Source organism: Streptomyces sp. MK37H (assembly GCF_018035285.1).
Classification (GTDB): domain Bacteria; phylum Actinomycetota; class Actinomycetes; order Streptomycetales; family Streptomycetaceae; genus Streptomyces; species Streptomyces endocoffeicus.
In genome coordinates this window covers 1-17,032 of sequence record NZ_JAAAYH010000181.1, presented here as the reverse complement: position 1 = coordinate 17,032, position 17,032 = coordinate 1, and the positions used below count along the sequence as shown (strand labels likewise).

The window sequence follows — 17,032 nt, the reverse complement described above, 5'->3', positions numbered from 1 at the left end:
TACGCGGCGGGGTCGAGCACACCCGCCTCGTACGCCCCGGTCTGGTACTGGGCCTGCTGCTCGCTCCAGGCGCCCTGGGCGCCCGGCATCAGCAGCAGGTCGTCCTCCTCGCCCACGTGTTCGGGCCCGTCGAGGAAGGTGTAGGCGGCGCCGGGAGGGACACCGGGCTGCGGCTGCTCGATGTAACCGGCGTCGGCCGGCGGGGCATGGACATCCGCCGGGTGCGGGTGTCCGAGTCGTCCGCCTGCGTTCTCCGGCAGTCCCTCGCCCGGGACCTGGCCGGTGTCGGTCATGCGTACCCCTCGCCCATCGCTAGTGCTCCTTCCAACCGCCTACCGCCGAGAGCAAGCCCCCTGAGCAAGAACGAGCATGCGCCGTGCGCGGCACGTAGACACGCCCGAGGCTTGCCTACCGCGGCCCCGCCAAGGGAGGGGCACATTCCGGCCTTTGGCCAATAAAGCGCCGAACGCCGGGCAGCGGTGAAGGCAGTACAACGATCCGCCAGCCTACCCCGCGCACTGCCCCGAGCAGGTCACCGGGGCGAAGCTCGGGGCGAACGTCACAAGGACAAAATCACTGGTGCGGGCGGTGGCCGCACAGCATGAAGGCGACCGCGCGCTCCCGTTCGGTCCAGCCCCGCGTGTCCAGTTCGACGGACTGGAGGAGCACGCATTCGACGGCGTAACCGCCGTCCTCCAGCGCCGCGCCGATGGCCTCCGCCTCGTCCCGGGTCGCTGCCTGCGTGACGATGCGCTCGGGGCGGCGCGCGGCGCACGCGGCGACCACGGGCGCGCCCCCGCCACCGATCCGCACCACATCCGGCTCCGGCAGGTCCTCCAGCACCTCGGGGGCGACGCCCTGGACCACCTGGAGCTGTACGGCGAAGCGGCGGGCCAGGGTGGCGGCGCGCTCGCAGGCGTCCGGGTCGCGGTCGACGGCGATGACGGCGGCGCCGAACCCGGCGGTCTCGACGGCCGCCGCGCCGCTGCCCGCTCCGATGTCCCAGACCAGGTCGCCCAGGCGGGGGCCGACGCGGGCGAGTTGGAGGGCGCGCAGCTGCGGGGACTCGCTCTCGCTCAGCGCGGTCCCGTACGCGGGGCCGGGCAGCGCCCAGCCGCGGACGGTGCCCGGGTAGCCCGGCTCGCGTCCGGCGATCCAGCCGCCGCTCTGGAGCGCGCCGCGGGCGGCACCGGCCGACGAGCCGCCGCGGACGGGCGCTATGCCGGAGCCGCCGATGACGATGACGACGTTGGGGTCGCGCCAGGCGTGGTCGGCGGCCTTGTCGGAGGTCAGCACGGTGACCTGCTCGCGCTCGGTGCCCAGGGCCTCGCAGATGACGAAGGTGCGGTGCACCGGGCCGAGCAGCAGCGCGAGTTCGGCGGGCCCCGCGCCGGGCGAGGTGAGGACGGCGACCTTGGTGTGGGCGCGGCAGACGTTGACCGCGCGGCGCAGATCGCGGCTGTGGGCGACGACGACCTGGGCGTCGTCCCAGGGCATCCCGGCCCGGGCGAAGGCGGTGGCGACGGAGGAGACGGCGGGGACGACCTCGACCTCGAGCCCGTGCTCGGGGGCGCGCAGGGCGCGGACGACGCCGAAGAAGCCGGGGTCGCCGTCGGCCAGGACCACGGCGGAGCCGCGGTGCTGGGCGATCCTGCGGGCCGCGAGGTCCACGCTGCCGAGCCGAATCCGCTCGGCGCCGGGCGGGACTTCGGGCAGCGCCAGGTGATGGGCGGCGCCGGCCACGAGGGTGGCCGCGCCGAGGGCGGAGCGGGCCGCGTCCGTGAGCGGGGTGCCGTCCCAACCGATCACCGTGACGCGGTCGGCCATCGTCCTTGTTCTCCCCTATGTGTGGCGGGTCGGGTCTGTCGGTCGCGTCGCGGTGGGGTGCGGATGCGTCGCGGTGGGGTGCCCATGAGGGTCCACGGGCGGGTCGCGGCCGGTGCGCCGCGGATGCGCGGGTCACGGCCCCGGACGCCGCCGAGGCGCGGGTGCTCAGCGCGGACAGAGAGTACCCCGGCTGGTCCGGACCGCCGGAGCGGGGGCGGGCGCTGGGGTGGTGCGCCGAGGGCGCGGACGGCGCGAATGCGCCGGATGTCCGCCCCGGCCGGGGCGCGGTGGGGGTGTCAGCCCCAGTCGGAGTAGCTGGGGTAGACACCGAAGCCGTCGGGCCCGGAGATCCGGTCGGGGGCACCGTCGAGGTCCTCGGCGAGCAGGCTCCAGACGATGAGGTCGGTGCGCAGATCGGTCCAGCCGCCGTCCTCCGTCTGGGTGCGGGCTATCCAGGCGTGGCGCAATACGCCCTCGCTGATGCAGCCGACCTTCTGGGCGACCTGCTGGGCGGCGGTGTTTCCGGCGGCGGTGCGCAGCTCCAGGCGCTCGAACTTCTGGTCCTGGAACAGCCAGCGGGCCACGGCCAGCACCGACTCCGAGGCATACCCCTCACCGCGCGCCCAGTGGGCGACGATATAGCTGGCCTCGGTGGCCAGCAGCCGCCAGTCGGTATTGCGCAGATGCACGATGCCGACGAGCCGCTGGGTGAGGAATTCGGCGACCGCGAAGACGATTCCGCGGCCGGTGGTCCGTTCCGCCGGGGCGAGCCGCAGCGCCTGGTCGCGGGCGTCGCCGAGGCTGTACGGATAGGGCGCCCGGGTCCAGGCGATGACGCTTTCGTCGTTCATCATGTCCGCGAGCGCGGGTATGTCCGCTTCCTCGAACGGGCGCAGCACCAGCCGTTCCGTGCTGATGGAGATGTCCGGGAAGGTGGATGTCATGCGCCGCTCCGTAACCGGGGTCGTTGTCTGGGCTGTGGAAAGGCCCAGCATGCAGCATCACCCAGGGGAAATGCAGCACGGGGGGTGAATCGGAAGGCTCCGCATCCGGTTGTGGTCCGGACGCGGAGCCTCGGGGATCCGCCGGCGGGCGGGAAACGTTGGCGAATTCGTTGCGGTGGTGACGGTGTGTGCCGCGGGATCAGAAGGACGGCAGCACGGAGCCCTGGTACTGGTCCTTGATGAACTTCTTCACCTGCGGGGAGGTGAGGAGCTTGGCCAGCTTCTTCACGCGCGGGTCGTCCTCGTTGCCCTTCTTCACGGCCAGGAAGTTGGCGTACGGGTTGTTCTTGGGCGACTCGAGGATGATGGCGTCCTTGGCGGGCTTGAGGTGCGCCTCGATGGCGTAGTTGCCGTTGACGACCGCGGCGTCCACGTCGTCGAGCGACCGCGGCAGCTGGGCGGCCTCCAGTTCCTTGAACTTCAGGCCCTTGGGGTTGGCGGTGATGTCCTTGGGGGTGGCCTCGTTGCCGACGCCGCTCTTGAGCTTGATGACGCCATTGGCGTCCAGCAGCTTCAGCGCGCGGGCCTCGTTGACCGTGTCGCTCGGGACGGCCACGGTGGCGCCCTTCTTGAGCTCGTCGGCCTTCTTCACCTTGTGCGAGTAGAGGCCGAGCGGCTCGAGGTGCACGGTGACGACGGGCACGATGTCGGTGCCCTTCTTCTTGTTGAAGTCGTCGAGGAACGGCTGGTTCTGGAAGTAGTTGGCACCGACCGAGCCGTCCTGGGTGGACAGGTTCGGCGTGTTGTAGTCGGTGAACTCCTTCACCTCCAGCTTGAGACCCGCCTTGTCGGCCAGGTGGTCCTTGACGTAGTTGAGGATCTCCGCGTGCGGGACGGGGCTCGCGGCGACGACCAGCGCGCCGTTCTTGTCGTCCGACGAACCCGGGGCGCCGCACGCCGCGGCACCGAGGGCGAGCGCTCCGGCGGCGAGGACGGTGGTGACGGTCTTGGTGGTGTTACGCACGAAAAGTGCCTTTCTTCGAGGGCGCACGCATCCGCCGCGGGTGCGGAAGCGGAATACGAGCGGGGTGGTACGGAGTGCGGGGGTGTGGGGGCTCAGGGGACCTTGGTGGGCTCCACGGACTCGATCTCGGCGGGCGCGGCCCGCTGCTCCGGCACCGGAGCGGGCTTCCCGGCCCGGGACGCGCCGCCGCGCAGCAGCACCAGCCGCGGGGCGACCGAGGAGCGGCCGCGGTGCGACAGGCCGCGGGCGGCGAGGTCGCCCGCGAACTGGATGATGGCGATGACCACCGCGAGGATGGCGACGGTGATCCACATCAGCTTGGTCTCGAACCGCAGATAGCCGTAGCGGACCGCCAGGTCACCGAGGCCACCGGCGCCGACCGTGCCGGCCATCGCGGAGTAGCCGATGAGCGCGACGATCGTGGTGGTCGCGCTGGAGATCAGCGACGGCAGCGACTCGGGCAGCAGCACCTTGCGGACGACCGTCCAGGTGGAGCCGCCCATCGACTGCACGGCCTCCACCAGCCCGCCGTCCACCTCGCGCACCGAGGTCTCCACGAGCCGCGCGTAGAAGGGGATGGCGCCGATGGCCAGGGGCACGATGGCGGCCTCGGGGCCGATGGTGGTACCGACGATCGCGCGGGTGAAGGAGATCAGGGCGACCATCAGGATGATGAACGGCATCGAGCGGGCGATGTTGACGATCTGCCCGACGACCTTGTTCACCACGATGTTCTGGAGCACTCCGCCGCGGTCGGTGAGGACCAGCAGCACGCCGAGCGGCAGTCCGCCGGCGACGGCGATCAGCGCCGACCAGCCGACCATGTAGAGGGTGTCCCAACACGCCTGCTCCAGCAGGGGCTCCATCTCGGACCAGGTCACTTGGCGCCCTCCTTGAGCAGCGGGGTCGGGTTCGCGCGCGGGCCGTCGGCGATGGCCGCCACATCGACCTGGAGGCCCTGCTCCCGCAGGAAGCCGATCGGGACGACGTTCTCCTCGAACCGGCCGGGCAGCTCGATCCGCATCCGCCCGACCTGATGGCCGCCGACGGTGTCCATGGCGGCGCCGAGGATCGAGATGTCGATGTTGTACGTACGGGACAGCTGGGAGATGACCGGCTTGGTGGCCGCCTCGCCCTGGAAGGTGACGTCCACGACCGTGCGGTCATCGCCCGAGGGCACCCCGCCGACCGGGAAGAGCTCCTGGGCCAGCTCGGAGCCGGGCGTGGCCAGCAACTCGCTGACCTTGCCGGATTCCACGATCCGCCCGTCGCGCATCAGCGCGGCCGAGTCGCAGATCGTCTTGACGACGTCCATCTCGTGGGTGATGAGCAGCACGGTCAGGCCCAGCTGCTCATTGAGGTCGCGCAGCAGCTGGAGGATCGAGCGGGTGGTCTCGGGGTCCAGCGCCGAGGTCGCCTCGTCCGAGAGCAGCACCTTGGGGTCGCCGGCGAGCGCGCGGGCGATGCCGACGCGCTGCTTCTGGCCGCCGGAGAGCTGCGCGGGGTACGCCTTCGCCTTGTCTGCGAGGCCCACCAGCTCCAGCAGCTCCAGGGCCTTGCGGGTGCACTCCTTGCCGGAGACGCCGAGGATCTCCAGGGGCAGCTCGACGTTGTCCCGCACGGTGCGCGAGGAGAGCAGGTTGAAGTGCTGGAACACCATGCCGATACGGCTGCGGGCCTGGCGCAGCGCGGACCCGGCCCTTTGTCCCCGCCCGGCGAGCGCGGTGAGGTCCTGGCCGGCCACGCTGACCGTGCCGGAGGTGGGGCGCTCCAGGAGGTTGACACAGCGGATGAGGGTGGACTTCCCGGCGCCGCTCTGGCCGACGACGCCGTACACCTCACCCTCGCGGACATGCAGATCGACGCCGTCGAGGGCGGTGACCTCGCGGCCTCGTGAGCGGTAGACCTTGGTCAGGTCCGTGGTGGTGATCACAGGGTTTCCGTCACTGTTGAGTGCACGGCGGTTGGTGCCGCCGGGCACGGTCGTTCATTTCGGAACGCGGCAGGGTGAACCCGAGGGCATGCCCGGTGTGTGGGCGGGGTTCGGGTTCCGGTGACGCGGGGCGGCGCGGTCCGGCGCGATGGACGCACGGATCCGGCTCAGCGGGTCTCGCTTCGGGGCGCGAGGCTCAGGCGGGGGCCCTCAGCAGTCACACATTCGACACCGACAACGAGCACCGGGCGTGGGGATCGCCTCGGTCGCAGGGATGCGGCAGCTCGTCGTGGTCATGGCTGCAAGTAAAACAGACACCGGCAGGGACCCATCAAGGGCGTCCGTATAACGGACAGAGCTGCTCGGTCCGTGGACGGTCGGCGGGGTGGCCGGGACCCGGTTCAGACCCGGCAGGTGATCTCCACTCGCCCGTCGGAGACCTGCGCGGACACGGCCGACAGGTCCTCGACCACGACATCGGCGACCAGCTCCGCCCGGTCGGTCGTTGTGGCCAATGCCACGGTCCGCATCCCGGCCGCGCGGCCCGCCGCGAGCCCGGCCGGGGCGTCCTCGAAGACCACACAGCGTGCCGGGTCGACTCCGAGCCGCTCGGCGGCCAGCAGGAACGGCTCGGGGTGGGGCTTGCCACGGGTGATGTCATCGGCGCTGATCAGCGTCCCCGGACGGATCGCCACCTCGGCGAGGCGGGCCTCGGCCAGCTCGCGGTTGGCGGAGGTCACCACGGCCCAGCGCCCGGCGGGCAGCCCCGCCAGCAGCTCGGCGGCGCCGGGGAGCAGCTTCACCCCGCCCGGTACGTCCTCCAGCTCCAGCTCGTCGATGCGCGCCCGGGCCCGCGGGGCGCGGTCGGCGGGGAGCAGATCGGCGATGATGTCGTCGGCCGGGCGGCCGTGCAGCTCGACCCGGGCGAACTCCTCCGCCGCGATCCCCTGCTCCTCGGCCCAGCGGGTCCAGCAGCGCAGGACCGAGTCCAGGGACGAGACGAGGGTCCCGTCGTTGTCGAACAACAGCGCGTCAGCGGAGAGCTTCATGAGCCGCAGCGTACGTGGGGGTGGCGGAGGCCCTCGGGCGCGGGGCCGAGCGCAGTGCGCCGGGCCGGGCCGATTACCCTCGTCCCATGCTTGTCACTCCCTGTGTGCGCCGCCGTCGGGTGCGCCGCCGCACCGCGCGGAGGTCCCGTTGATCGACGCGCTGACGGTCGCGCTCGGTGTGACCGCGCTCCTCCTCGCCGCGTGGTGCGGTTTCGCCGCCTACCGGGACCAGCCGACCAAGGACTGGCACTTCATCGGCATGGCCGTGGTGGCCCTGCTGGCGATCGCGCAGCTGGTCATAGGAGTGGTCCGGCTGGCGGGCGGGGCCGACCCCCAGCAGGGGGTGGCCATCTTCGTGGCGTATCTCATCGGCTCGGCGCTCGCGGTGCCGATCGCGGCGTTCATGTCGCTGACGGAGCGGACCCGCTGGGGGTCGGCGACGGTCTCCGCGGCGGCCGTGGTGCTGGCCGTGCTCGAGGTGCGGCTCTACGACATCTGGGGAGGCGTCGGTGGCTGAATCACGGGAGGCGTCGATGACCGAGGACTCGGCGGCCGGGAAAGCGGCCGAGAAGGCGGCCGGAAAACCGGAATCCGCTGCGCGCACCGGGCTCGGTCAGGGCCCGGGGCGGCTGCTGGTGATGCTCTACGGGGTGTTCACGGTGGCCGCCGCGTCCCGCTCGGTCTACCAGCTGATCGCGCAGTACCAGGAGGCCCCGCTCGCCTACATCCTCTCGGCGGTCTCCGCCGTGGTGTACGCGTTCATCACGGTCTCGCTGGTGCGCGGCGGCGAGGGCGCCCGTAAGGCGGCGTTCGTCTGCTGTGCGCTGGAGCTGGTGGGGGTGCTGACCGTGGGCACCTGGACCCTCGCCGACCCGTCGGCCTTCCCGGACCAGACGGTGTGGTCCGACTACGGGATGGGCTATCTGTTCATCCCGATCTTCCTGCCGGTCACGGGCCTGCTGTGGCTGCGGAAGGCCCGCCGGGGCTGACGCCCGGCGGGCCCGCGGCCCTGCGTCCCGCGTCAGGCGCTGGCGGCGTACGCCGCGGCCGTGGCGTCCTTCTCCAGGGTGACCAGGCTCAGCCGGCGGTTGATCTCCTCGGTGCCCACCTGGGCGTAGCCGTAGCGGCGGTACAGCCGCAGATTGCCCTCGCTGCGGTGGCCGGTGAACAGGCGGTACCGCTTGGCGGCCCGCTCCTCGGAGAGCCGCTCCTCGATCGCCGCGAGCAGCCGTCCGCCCAGGCCGTGCCGCTGCATCCGGGGGTGGACGATCAGCTTGGCGATGGCGGCGGTCCCCTTGTCGTCGACGACCCCGCGGACCGAGCCGACGACCTCCGCGCCGAGCCGGGCGACGAGCACACAGCCCTCGCTCAGTTCGGCGCGCAGGTCGTCGAGCGACTGCGTCAGCGGTTCGATCGAATAGTCGCCGTACAGCTCCGCCTCGGCCTGGTAGCACAGATACTGCAGCTTCAGGATCTGCTCGGCGTCGTCCGCGGTCGCCGCGGAGATGGTCACGCTCATGCCCATGTGCGCATGCCTCCCCTATGTCGTCAGTCCACCGGTCGCGTCGAGGGTAGGAGTGCGACCGGGGGTTCATGGCCTGGGTGGAGGCGCCGCGTGGTCGGCGTCCGCCTCCGAGGCGCCGATTGTCTATCGCTCCTTTCCCCACGGTTCAGGAGCCGCAACCTCCGCCGTGAGCATTCTGCGCAGGCAACCCAGACATCGGGAACGTACCGGCCCCAGACTGCCCTGTGACATTCCCAACTGACCGGCGATTTCGCGATACGTCGGATCGGCGCCGGAGAGCATCGCCGCGAGCAGCGCGGGGCAGCGCCCGGGCAGCCGCCGCACCGCCGCGCGCAGCGTCCGGCGGGTCTCCGCGGCCAGCACCGCGTGTTCGGCCGGCCGCGGCTCGGGGCCGCTGGGCGGGCCGCCGGCCATCGGGTCGTACGGCACCTCGCGGCGCGCCCGGCGCCTGGCCCCGCGCACCTCGGCCCGTACGGCGCAGCGCAGCCAGCGGGCGGGGTGGGGTGGCGGTCCGGCGTCCCGGGTGCGTTCCAGCAGCCGTAGCCAGACGGCCTGTTCGAGTTCGGCGGGCTCGACGCCGACGCCGTGTGCCTCGGCCGCCGCTTCGGCGGCCAGCAACGGGCCCAGCTGCTTCACAAGGTCCATGCCGGGCGGGACGAGGGCCGGTCGTGGGGTGGTTGCCGGGTGACTGTGGTCTCACCCGACCGGGGAAGCGGCGGGGCCGCGCCTTGACGCTCGCGCCCCCGCCGCCGCCTCTCACGGACGGATCACTTGCGGAAGTCCGCCGCAGCGAGCAGCGCGGTGTCCGCGTTGTCGGAGAAGATTCCGTCGATTCCGGTCGCGAAGTATGCCTTGAACGCCCCGAAAGCGTCACCGTAGGCGTTGGGGTCGCTGCCGCGGCGGAAGTCGGCCGGGAGGAAGGTGTTCTCGTTGCGCATGGTGTACGGGTGCAGGATCAGCCCCGCCGCGTGCGCGTCCTTCACCACGCTGGTCGGCGTGGACAGCTTGCCGTCCGGCGTCCGGGGGATGATGACCGACAGATCCGGGCCGATGCCCTGAGCGTAGCTCGCGATCCACTTGAGCCCCTCGGGCTTGACCAGGTCCGCGACCGTCCGCGGGTCGTTCGCCTCGACGAAGTCCCAGGGCCTGCTGTCGATGGTGGACAGCAGCACGACGGCCGGGGTGTCCACCAGCTTGCGCAGCCGCTGGATGCTGCTCGGCTCGAAGGACTGGAGGAACAGCGCCGAGTCCTCGCGGTGGCGGCCGTAGCGGCGGAGCAGCTTGGCCACCCGCTCCTCAAGACCGAGGCCGAGCTTGCGGAAGTAGGTGGGGTGCTTGGTCTCCACATACAGCCAGATCCGGCGGCCGCGCTCGCGGCCCTCGCGCTCGGCCCACTGGAGCACCTCTTCGAAGGTGGGCACCTCCCAGCGGCCGTCGTAGAGGGTGTTGCGCTGGCGGTTGCCCGGAATGCGCTCCTTGGCGCGCAGCGTCTTCAGCTCGGCGAGGGTGAAGTCCTCGGTGAACCAGCCGGTGAGCTTGGTGCCGTCGACCGTCTTGGTGGTCTTGCGGTCGGCGAACTCCGGGTGGGCGGAGACGTCCGTGGTGGCCGTGATGTCGTTCTCGTGGCGGCAGACCAGATGGCCGTCCTTGGTGGGGACCAGGTCCTGCTCGATGATGTCCGCGCCCATGTCCAGGGCGAGCTGGTACGAGCCGAACGTGTGCTCGGGCCGGTAGCCGCTGGCGCCACGGTGGCCGATCACGGTGGGAACCGGCAGCTCATGGCCCCTGCTGGACGTTCCCGCGGCCGCGCCCGGCGCGGTCTCCGTCCCCGCGGCCGTCGCCGTGCCCGCACCGCTCAGCGCCATCGCTCCCGCGCCGAGGGCCGCGGCCCCCAGCAGGGCGCGCCGTCCGGGCTTCTGCTCCCGCTCCATGCAGCACTCCTTGATGTGGTGTTCAACACCTGTCAAATCCCGTCAGAGACCGGCCTGATGGTAGGCGTGGACGGCTTTCCTACGGGAGACGTCGGGCGAAACGCATGGGTAACGCGGGTCAACAACGCGTACCAGGTGGGTGAACCTGGTGTGCGCCGGAGCGCGACCGGCGAGTATCGTCCTCATCGGCGCTCGGGTGCGGTACGAGGTTGACGGACCGTACGAGGTGCGCCCCAGACCTTGACCCCGACCGGAGGGCCCGTGTCCCGATTCGCGTTTCTGAAGGCAGTACTCGGTCCGCTGATGCGCCTGATGTTCCGCCCACGGGTCGAGGGGGCCGAGGGCATTCCGGGCTCGGGCCCGGTGATCCTCGCCGGGAACCATCTCACCTTCATCGACTCGATGATCCTGCCGCTGGTCTGTGACCGTCAGGTCTTCTTCATCGGCAAGGACGAGTACGTCACGGGCAAGGGCCTCAAGGGCCGGCTGATGGCCTGGTTCTTCACCGGCGTCGGCATGATCCCGGTGGACCGGGACGGCGGACGCGGTGGCGTGGCGGCGCTGATGACGGGGCGCCGGGTGCTGGAGGAGGGCAGGGTCTTCGGCATCTACCCCGAGGGCACCCGCTCCCCCGACGGCCGCCTCTACCGCGGCCGCACCGGTATCGCCCGCCTCGCGCTGATGACCGGCGCGCCCGTGGTGCCGTTCGCGATGATCGGGACCGACCGGATCCAGCCGGGCGGCAAGGGGCTGCCGCGGCCGGGCAAGGTCGAGGTCCGCTTCGGCGAGCCGCTGGAGTTCACCCGCTACGAGGGCATGGACCGCGACCGCTATGTGCTGCGGGCCGTGACCGACGAGGTGATGAGCGAGGTCATGCGGCTGTCGGGGCAGGAGTACGTGGACATCTACGCCACGAAGGCGAAGTCGGCCGCATGACGGCTGACGGCTGATGTTTCGGGCGAGCCGCGGCGGTCCGGTGTTCCGACCGCCGCTGTTCCGACCGCCGCGGTTTTGTGTCCGGGCGCGGCGAGTGTTATCAGGGCCGTCGCGGCTTTGTGTCCGGGGCGCCGCGGGATTTGTCCGGGGCGCGGCGGGATTTGTCCGGGGCGCGGCGGGATTTGTCCGGGGCGCCGCGATTTGGTCCGGCGAACCGCTGGGGTTTGGTCGCACGGACGAGCGGCCGGGCGCCATACGTTCGGGCGTAACCGCCGCCTCGCGGTCCGGTGAGCCGACGCTCCGGCCGGTGTCGCGGGTCACCAGATTTGCGGAAGGCCTGATTCCGCTACCCGCTGGTCACCATCGGGCCCGGCCACTATGGTGCCGCGGGTGACCACGATGACCGTGCCCTCCCCCGACTTCGTGATACTGCGCGGTCGGCGGTTCGCCGTGACCGATTTCGGCGGACCGGGCGACCCGGTCCTGGCCCTGCACGGCCACTTCGGCCGGGGCCGGATGTACGCGCCGCTGGCCGCCGCCCTCGCCCCCGAACGGCGGGTGATCGCCCTCGATCAGCGGGGGCACGGGCTGACCGGCGGCGGTGGCCCCTTCACACTGGACGAGTACGTGGCCGACGCCGCCGCGCTGCTGCGGGAGCTGGGTCTTGGCCCGGTCCCGGTCGTCGCCCACTCCACCGGCGCGGTCGGCGCGTACGCGCTGGCCGCCCGCCATCCGGATCTGGTGAGCGCGCTCGTCGTCGAGGACATCGGCGCGGTGACGGACCGTCCGGTGGTCAGCCATCCGGTGCTCGATGTCTCCGGGTGGCCGACCTGGGCCGTGGACCGGGAGAAGCTGCGCGCCGCCATAGAGTCCCGCGGCATCCCGGACGCCTCGTACTTCCTGGACAGCGCCGAACCGGACCCGCAATCGGGCGGCTGGCGGCTGCTGTTCGAGCCCAGCCACATGATGGCGTCCCAGCAGGCCATGTGCGGTGACTTCTGGGACGACTGGCTGGGCTCGTCCTGTCCCGCGCTGCTGATGCGCGGCGAGCACAGCTCGCTGCTGCCGCCGGGCCACGCCCATGAGATGGCCACCCGCCGCCCCAACACGCGGCTCCGCGAGTTCGCCGGGTGCGGTCACTGGATCCACGACGACGCGCCCCGGCCGTACAACCGCGCGGTCCGTTCGTTCCTGAGCCTGCTGTAGCGGGTGTCCGGCGGATCGTGACGCCTGCGGCGGGCTGTTCCCCTCCCCGCCCCTTCCCACAACTGGGGCTCCGCCCCTTAACCCCGGCGTCCAGGGGCGAAGCCCCTCCACGCGGCGGAGCCGCATATCGAGGTTGCGGGAAGGGGGAAGCATCGATATGCGGCTCCGCCGCGTGGTCCCCCGGACACCTCCTGGCCGCGTCTCCGGGCTGGAAGCGCCAGGGGACCGACGGCCCCGCACCGGGTCAGGCCCAGGGCAGCCCCGAGCGGTGCCGCCAGTAGCTCTCCGGGGGCTCGGCCAACCCCTCCAGCCGGGCCAGCCGCGACTCGTCCAGGCGGAGATCGGCGGCGGCCAGGTTGGACCGCAGCTGGTCCGTCGTGGCGGCGCCGGAGAGGACGACCGTCACCCAGGGGCGGTGCAGCACCGCGGCCAGCGCGACGGCGTCCGGAGTGGCGCCCATCGCCTCGGCCACCTGGCGCAGGGCCTCCGGAAGCCGCTCGGCCGCCTCGGTGAGCCGGCCGTTGGCCACGGCTTCCTTGACGATGACCGCCCGGCCCGCCGCATGGGCCTCGGCCAGCGCCGCCCCGGCCGAGGGCTCCAGCAGGTTGTAGGTGGACTGGACGGTACGGAAGAGCGGCCGGCCGTCGACCTCCACGGCCAGCGCGGCACGGATCGCCTCGGCCTGGCGCGGACCGCTGGTGGACACGCCGACCGTCACGCCCTCCGCGGCGAGCCCCGCCAGCCGCGCGTGCAGTTCGGAGTCGGTGAGGGCGGGGCTTTCGGGGGTCACCGAGTGGATCTGGTAGAGGTCCAGCCGGTCGCCGAGCAGCGCGTCGGTCAGCTCGCGCTGCCGCTCGAAGGTCTCGACGCCATGGTCCTTGACCTCGTGGGTCTCGGCATCCGTACGCCACTCGGCGACATACGTATAGCCCCACTTGGAGCCGACGACCACGTCCCGCGCGGCGTCCGGGCGCTCCAGCAGCCAGTCGGCGAGGAACTCCTCGGCCCGGCCGTAGGAGCGCGCCGCGTCCAGATAGCGCACCCCGGCGGCGTACGCGGCGTCCAGCAGCTCATGGCTGCGCCGCCGCATCACCTCGACCGGGCGCTCGGCCGGGAGGTCACGGTCCCGGCCGAGGTTGATGTAGGCGGGGCGGCCGACCGCGGCCAGGCCGAGCCCGATCCGGGCCGCCCCCGCCCCGGGGGCAGCGATCTCCGCGAGACGTTCGACACCCATGGTTCCGGTCCCCACCTCTCCCTTTCCCGTCTCTCCCCCACCGTCTTTCCCCGACCGTCTTTCCCCGACCGTCTTTCCCCGACCGTCTTTCCGCGTCAGCGCTTGGCGCCCGCCCACGCGTACTGGGCGGCCAGATCCTCCTTGACCTCCGCGAGCTGGGCCCGCACCGCGACGGGGGCGGTGCCGCCGCGGCCGCCGCGCGCGGCCAGCGCGCCCTGCACATTGAGGACGCTCCGGACCTCCGGCGTCAGATGCGGCGAGATCTTGGCGAACTGCTCATCGGTGAGCTGATCGAGCTCGATGCCCGTCCGCTCGCACTCCTTGACGCATTCCCCCGCGACCTCGTGCGCCACCCGGAACGGCACGCCCTGCCGCACCAGCCATTCGGCGATGTCGGTGGCCAGCGAGAACCCTGCCGGGGCCAGCTCCTCCATGCGCTCGCGGTTGACGGTCAGCGTGGCCATCATCCCGGTGAAGGCCGGGAGCAGCACCTCCAGCTGGTCGCAGGAGTCGAAGACCGGCTCCTTGTCCTCCTGGAGGTCGCGGTTGTACGCGAGCGGCAGGGCCTTGAGCGTGGCCAGCAGCCCGGTGAGGTTGCCGATCAGCCGCCCGGACTTGCCGCGGGCGAGCTCCGCGATGTCCGGGTTCTTCTTCTGCGGCATGATCGAGGAGCCGGTGGAGAAGGCGTCGTGGAGGGTCACGAAGGAGAACTCCTTCGTGTTCCAGAGGATGATCTCCTCCGCGATCCGCGACAGATCGACGCCGATCATCGCGGTGATGAACGCGAACTCGGCGACGAAGTCACGGGAGGCCGTGCCGTCGAGCGAGTTGGCGGACGAGCCCCGCTCGAAGCCGAGGTCGGCCGCGACCGCCTGCGGGTCAAGACCCAGCGAGGACCCGGCCAGCGCGCCCGAGCCGTACGGCGAGACGGCGGTGCGCTCGTCCCACTGCCGCAGCCGCTCCGCGTCCCGGGACAGCGCCTGGACATGGGCGAGGACATGGTGGGCGAAGAGCACCGGCTGGGCGTGCTGGAGGTGCGTACGGCCGGGCATCGCCACGTCCGGGTGCGCCTCCGCGAGCCCCACCAGAGCCTGCTGCAGGTCGGCGATCAGCCCGCCGACGATCCGGGCGTGGTCGCGCAGATACATCCGGAAGAGGGTGGCGATCTGGTCGTTGCGGGACCGTCCGGCCCGCAGCTTGCCGCCGAGGTCCGGGCCCAGCCGCTCCAGCAGTCCGCGCTCCAGGGCGGTGTGGACGTCCTCGTCGGCGATGGTGCCGGTGAAGTCGCCGGAGGCGACATCGGCCTCCAGCCGGTCCAGGCCCGCCAGCATCCGCTCCAGCTCATCGGCGGTGAGCAGCCCCGCCGTGTGCAGCACCCGGGCGTGGGCACGGGATCCGGCGATGTCGTACGGCGCCAGGCGCCAGTCGAAGTGCACGGAGGCGCTGAGCTTCTCCAGTGCCTCGGACGGGCCGTCGGCGAAGCGGCCGCCCCAGAGCCGGACGTCGCCGCTGTTGCCGTTGCTCACGCTGTTGCTCCTGTCGGCTGTGGGTGTGCGACCGCCTCCCCGCCGCGGGGCGGGGAGGCGGCTCGTGACGCGTCGCGTACGTCGGGTACGCGGGCTTGACGCTGGTAGGCAGGCTACTGCCGCAGATCCCGCTTCGCGGCGATCTTGCTGGACATCCCGAAGATCTCGATGAAGCCCTTGGACAGCGACTGGTCGAAGGTGTCGCCGGTGTCGTAGGTCGCCAGGTTGAAGTCGTAGAGCGACGCCTGCGACTTCCGTCCGGTGACGACGGCCCGGCCGCCGTGCAGGGTCATCCGGATCTCGCCGGAGACGTGCTCGTTCGCCTCGGCGATGAATCCGTCCAGGGCCCGCTTGAGCGGCGAGAACCACAGGCCGTCGTAGACCAGCTCGCCCCAGCGCTGCTCGACCTGCCGCTTGTAGCGGGCCAGCTCGCGCTCGACGGTGACGGCCTCCAGTTCCTGGTGGGCGGTGATCAGCGCGATGGCGCCGGGCGCCTCGTAGACCTCCCGCGACTTGATGCCCACGAGCCGGTCCTCGACCATGTCGATCCGGCCGACGCCCTGCGCGCCCGCCCGCTCGTTCAGCCGCTGGATGGCCTGGAGCACGGTGACGCGCTCGCCGTCGATCGCGACGGGGACGCCCTTCTCGAAGGTGATGACCACCTCGTCGGCCTCGCGCGGAGCGGCCGGGTTGGAGGTGTACTCGTAGACGTCCTCGATCGGCGCGTTCCAGATGTCCTCCAGGAAGCCGGTCTCCACGGCCCGCCCGAAGACGTTCTGGTCGATCGAGTACGGGGACTTCTTGGTGGTCGCGATCGGCAGGCCCTTGGCCTCGCAGAAGGCGATCGCCTTGTCCCGGGTCATCGCGTAGTCCCGGACCGGCGCGATGCAGGTCAGATCGGGGGCGAGGGAGGAGATGCCCGCCTCGAACCGCACCTGGTCGTTCCCCTTGCCGGTGCAGCCGTGGGCGACGGTCCCGGCGCCGTGCTCGCGGGCGGCGGCCACCAGGTGCTTGACGATGGTCGGCCGGGACAGCGCGGAGACCAGCGGGTAGCGGTCCATGTACAGCGCGTTGGCCTTGATCGCCGGAAGGCAGTACTCCTCGGCGAACTCGTCCTTGGCGTCCGCGACCTCCGCCTCGACCGCCCCGCAGGCGAGCGCGCGCTTGCGGATGACGTCCAGGTCCTCACCGCCCTGGCCGACGTCCACGGCGACGGCGATGACCTCGGCACCCGTCTCCTCGGCGATCCAGCCGATGGCGACGGAGGTGTCCAGGCCGCCCGAGTAGGCGAGTACGACGCGCTCGGTCACGGGTGCCTCCTCACGATCCATGCGCTTCTCTGCATGAGTATGCACTGGACCGTATGTTTCGTCAAAGCGGCGGGCGCCGGATCCTCACCCGGTCACCGCTCCGTACGCCGCCGGACGTCAGCCATCAGCCTGGCCAGCAGCCCGGCGAGCACCGTGCGCTCCTCGTCCGAGAGACCGCGTACCAGCCTGGCCTCACGGCCGAGCACGGTGTCGACGGACCGCTCGATGAGGGCGTGGCCCTCGGCCGTCAGGCACACCAGGACGGTGCGACGGCCGGTGGTCCCGGGCCTGCGCACGACGAGGCCGTCCCGCTCGGCCCGGGCGACGCGCTGCGAGATCGCTCCGGCGGTCACCAGGGTCCGGCGCGCGATCTCGCGCGTGCTCAGGGCGTAGGGCGGGCCGGAGCGGCGGATGACGGACAGCAGATCGAGGGTGGCCGCGTCGATCCCCGCCGCCCGCAGCGCCCGGTCGCGGTCATCGGCGAAGAGCTTTCCCAGCCACCAGATGGGGGTGACGATCTCGATCGACTCCGTGGGGGCGCCCGGGCGTTCCCGCTGCCAGGCCATGGCGATGTCCGCGGCGGAGTG

The 17,032-nt window shown here is 71.8% G+C and carries 18 protein-coding genes; 4 read left to right on the top strand and 14 right to left on the bottom strand.

Annotated elements, in window-relative coordinates:
- The 7 genes from GWI24_RS24045 to GWI24_RS24015 all read right to left on the bottom strand — a co-directional run.
- Positions 1-293 (bottom strand): hypothetical protein (locus tag GWI24_RS24045; RefSeq protein ID WP_210947987.1); only part of this gene is annotated, 293 nt, incomplete at its 3' end.
- 280 nt (positions 294-573) lie between these two features.
- Entirely contained in the window at positions 574-1,827 is a 1,254-nt protein-coding gene (cbiE, locus tag GWI24_RS24040; protein WP_210947986.1) for a precorrin-6y C5,15-methyltransferase (decarboxylating) subunit CbiE, read from the bottom strand.
- A gap of 296 nt (positions 1,828-2,123) precedes the next feature.
- Positions 2,124-2,771 (bottom strand): GNAT family N-acetyltransferase, encoded by a 648-nt coding sequence (locus GWI24_RS24035; protein ID WP_210947985.1) that lies wholly within the window; start codon positions 2,769-2,771, stop codon positions 2,124-2,126.
- A gap of 199 nt (positions 2,772-2,970) precedes the next feature.
- A complete protein-coding gene (locus tag GWI24_RS24030) occupies positions 2,971-3,795 on the bottom strand; it encodes a MetQ/NlpA family ABC transporter substrate-binding protein (RefSeq protein WP_182469703.1) in 825 nt (274 codons plus the stop codon).
- A 92-nt stretch (positions 3,796-3,887) separates the two neighbouring features.
- The gene (locus tag GWI24_RS24025) at positions 3,888-4,676 is read right to left on the bottom strand and encodes a methionine ABC transporter permease (RefSeq protein WP_210947984.1); all 789 of its coding nucleotides are present in this window, start codon (positions 4,674-4,676) and stop codon (positions 3,888-3,890) included.
- Positions 4,673-5,728, bottom strand: a complete 1,056-nt coding sequence (locus GWI24_RS24020) for a methionine ABC transporter ATP-binding protein (RefSeq protein ID WP_210947983.1) — start codon at positions 5,726-5,728, stop codon at positions 4,673-4,675. The genes GWI24_RS24025 and GWI24_RS24020 overlap by 4 nt, the downstream gene beginning before the upstream one ends.
- Positions 5,729-6,129: 401 nt before the next feature.
- Positions 6,130-6,777 (bottom strand): HAD-IA family hydrolase, encoded by a 648-nt coding sequence (locus tag GWI24_RS24015; protein WP_210947982.1) that lies wholly within the window; start codon positions 6,775-6,777, stop codon positions 6,130-6,132.
- 148 nt (positions 6,778-6,925) lie between these two features.
- Here GWI24_RS24015 and GWI24_RS24010 point away from each other — a divergent pair, with 148 nt between their 5' ends.
- Together GWI24_RS24010 and GWI24_RS24005 are read left to right on the top strand one after the other, a co-directional pair.
- Positions 6,926-7,294: a hypothetical protein gene (locus tag GWI24_RS24010; RefSeq protein WP_210947981.1), complete on the top strand. Its 369-nt coding sequence runs from the start codon at positions 6,926-6,928 to the stop codon at positions 7,292-7,294.
- A 16-nt stretch (positions 7,295-7,310) separates the two neighbouring features.
- Positions 7,311-7,766: a hypothetical protein gene (locus tag GWI24_RS24005; RefSeq protein ID WP_210947988.1), complete on the top strand. Its 456-nt coding sequence runs from the start codon at positions 7,311-7,313 to the stop codon at positions 7,764-7,766.
- 32 nt (positions 7,767-7,798) lie between these two features.
- Here GWI24_RS24005 and GWI24_RS24000 read toward each other — a convergent pair whose 3' ends face one another.
- From GWI24_RS24000 to GWI24_RS23990, 3 genes are all read right to left on the bottom strand, one after another.
- Positions 7,799-8,302, bottom strand: coding sequence for a GNAT family N-acetyltransferase (locus GWI24_RS24000; RefSeq protein WP_210947980.1), 504 nt, complete (start codon positions 8,300-8,302; stop codon positions 7,799-7,801).
- 123 nt (positions 8,303-8,425) lie between these two features.
- Positions 8,426-8,947: a sigma-70 family RNA polymerase sigma factor gene (locus GWI24_RS23995; RefSeq protein WP_210947979.1), complete on the bottom strand. Its 522-nt coding sequence runs from the start codon at positions 8,945-8,947 to the stop codon at positions 8,426-8,428.
- 122 nt (positions 8,948-9,069) lie between these two features.
- Positions 9,070-10,233, bottom strand: coding sequence for a glycerophosphodiester phosphodiesterase (locus tag GWI24_RS23990; RefSeq protein ID WP_210947978.1), 1,164 nt, complete (start codon positions 10,231-10,233; stop codon positions 9,070-9,072).
- Between the two features lie 261 nt (positions 10,234-10,494).
- Between GWI24_RS23990 and GWI24_RS23985 the strand changes: the two genes are divergently transcribed.
- Complete coding sequence (locus GWI24_RS23985; RefSeq protein WP_020867138.1) at positions 10,495-11,169, top strand: 1-acyl-sn-glycerol-3-phosphate acyltransferase; 675 nt, start codon at positions 10,495-10,497, stop codon at positions 11,167-11,169.
- A 399-nt stretch (positions 11,170-11,568) separates the two neighbouring features.
- Positions 11,569-12,375, top strand: a complete 807-nt coding sequence (locus GWI24_RS23980; RefSeq protein WP_247616804.1) for an alpha/beta fold hydrolase — start codon at positions 11,569-11,571, stop codon at positions 12,373-12,375.
- Between the two features lie 244 nt (positions 12,376-12,619).
- On the opposite strand, the gene GWI24_RS23975 is transcribed toward GWI24_RS23980, so the two are convergent.
- The 4 genes from GWI24_RS23975 to GWI24_RS23960 all read right to left on the bottom strand — a co-directional run.
- Positions 12,620-13,609, bottom strand: coding sequence for an aldo/keto reductase (locus GWI24_RS23975; protein WP_210947976.1), 990 nt, complete (start codon positions 13,607-13,609; stop codon positions 12,620-12,622).
- 95 nt (positions 13,610-13,704) lie between these two features.
- Positions 13,705-15,135 (bottom strand): argininosuccinate lyase, encoded by a 1,431-nt coding sequence (gene argH / locus GWI24_RS23970; protein ID WP_044568639.1) that lies wholly within the window; start codon positions 15,133-15,135, stop codon positions 13,705-13,707.
- A 113-nt stretch (positions 15,136-15,248) separates the two neighbouring features.
- Positions 15,249-16,445, bottom strand: coding sequence for an argininosuccinate synthase (locus GWI24_RS23965; protein ID WP_210947975.1), 1,197 nt, complete (start codon positions 16,443-16,445; stop codon positions 15,249-15,251).
- A 92-nt stretch (positions 16,446-16,537) separates the two neighbouring features.
- Positions 16,538-17,032 (bottom strand): MarR family winged helix-turn-helix transcriptional regulator (locus GWI24_RS23960; protein ID WP_210947974.1); only part of this gene is annotated, 495 nt, incomplete at its 5' end.

Bases quoted from the DNA above. Each gene is read 5' to 3' on its own strand.
- cbiE (WP_210947986.1), bottom strand. From the start codon at position 1,827: ATGGCCGACCGCGTCACGGTGATCGGTTGGGACGGCACCCCGCTCACG.
- GWI24_RS24035 (WP_210947985.1), bottom strand. From the start codon at position 2,771: ATGACATCCACCTTCCCGGACATCTCCATCAGCACGGAACGGCTGGTG.
- GWI24_RS24015 (WP_210947982.1), bottom strand. From the start codon at position 6,777: ATGAAGCTCTCCGCTGACGCGCTGTTGTTCGACAACGACGGGACCCTC.
- GWI24_RS24005 (WP_210947988.1), top strand. From the start codon at position 7,311: ATGACCGAGGACTCGGCGGCCGGGAAAGCGGCCGAGAAGGCGGCCGGA.
- GWI24_RS24000 (WP_210947980.1), bottom strand. From the start codon at position 8,302: ATGGGCATGAGCGTGACCATCTCCGCGGCGACCGCGGACGACGCCGAG.
- GWI24_RS23995 (WP_210947979.1), bottom strand. From the start codon at position 8,947: ATGGACCTTGTGAAGCAGCTGGGCCCGTTGCTGGCCGCCGAAGCGGCG.
- GWI24_RS23990 (WP_210947978.1), bottom strand. From the start codon at position 10,233: ATGGAGCGGGAGCAGAAGCCCGGACGGCGCGCCCTGCTGGGGGCCGCG.
- GWI24_RS23980 (WP_247616804.1), top strand. From the start codon at position 11,569: ATGACCGTGCCCTCCCCCGACTTCGTGATACTGCGCGGTCGGCGGTTC.
- GWI24_RS23975 (WP_210947976.1), bottom strand. From the start codon at position 13,609: ATGGGTGTCGAACGTCTCGCGGAGATCGCTGCCCCCGGGGCGGGGGCG.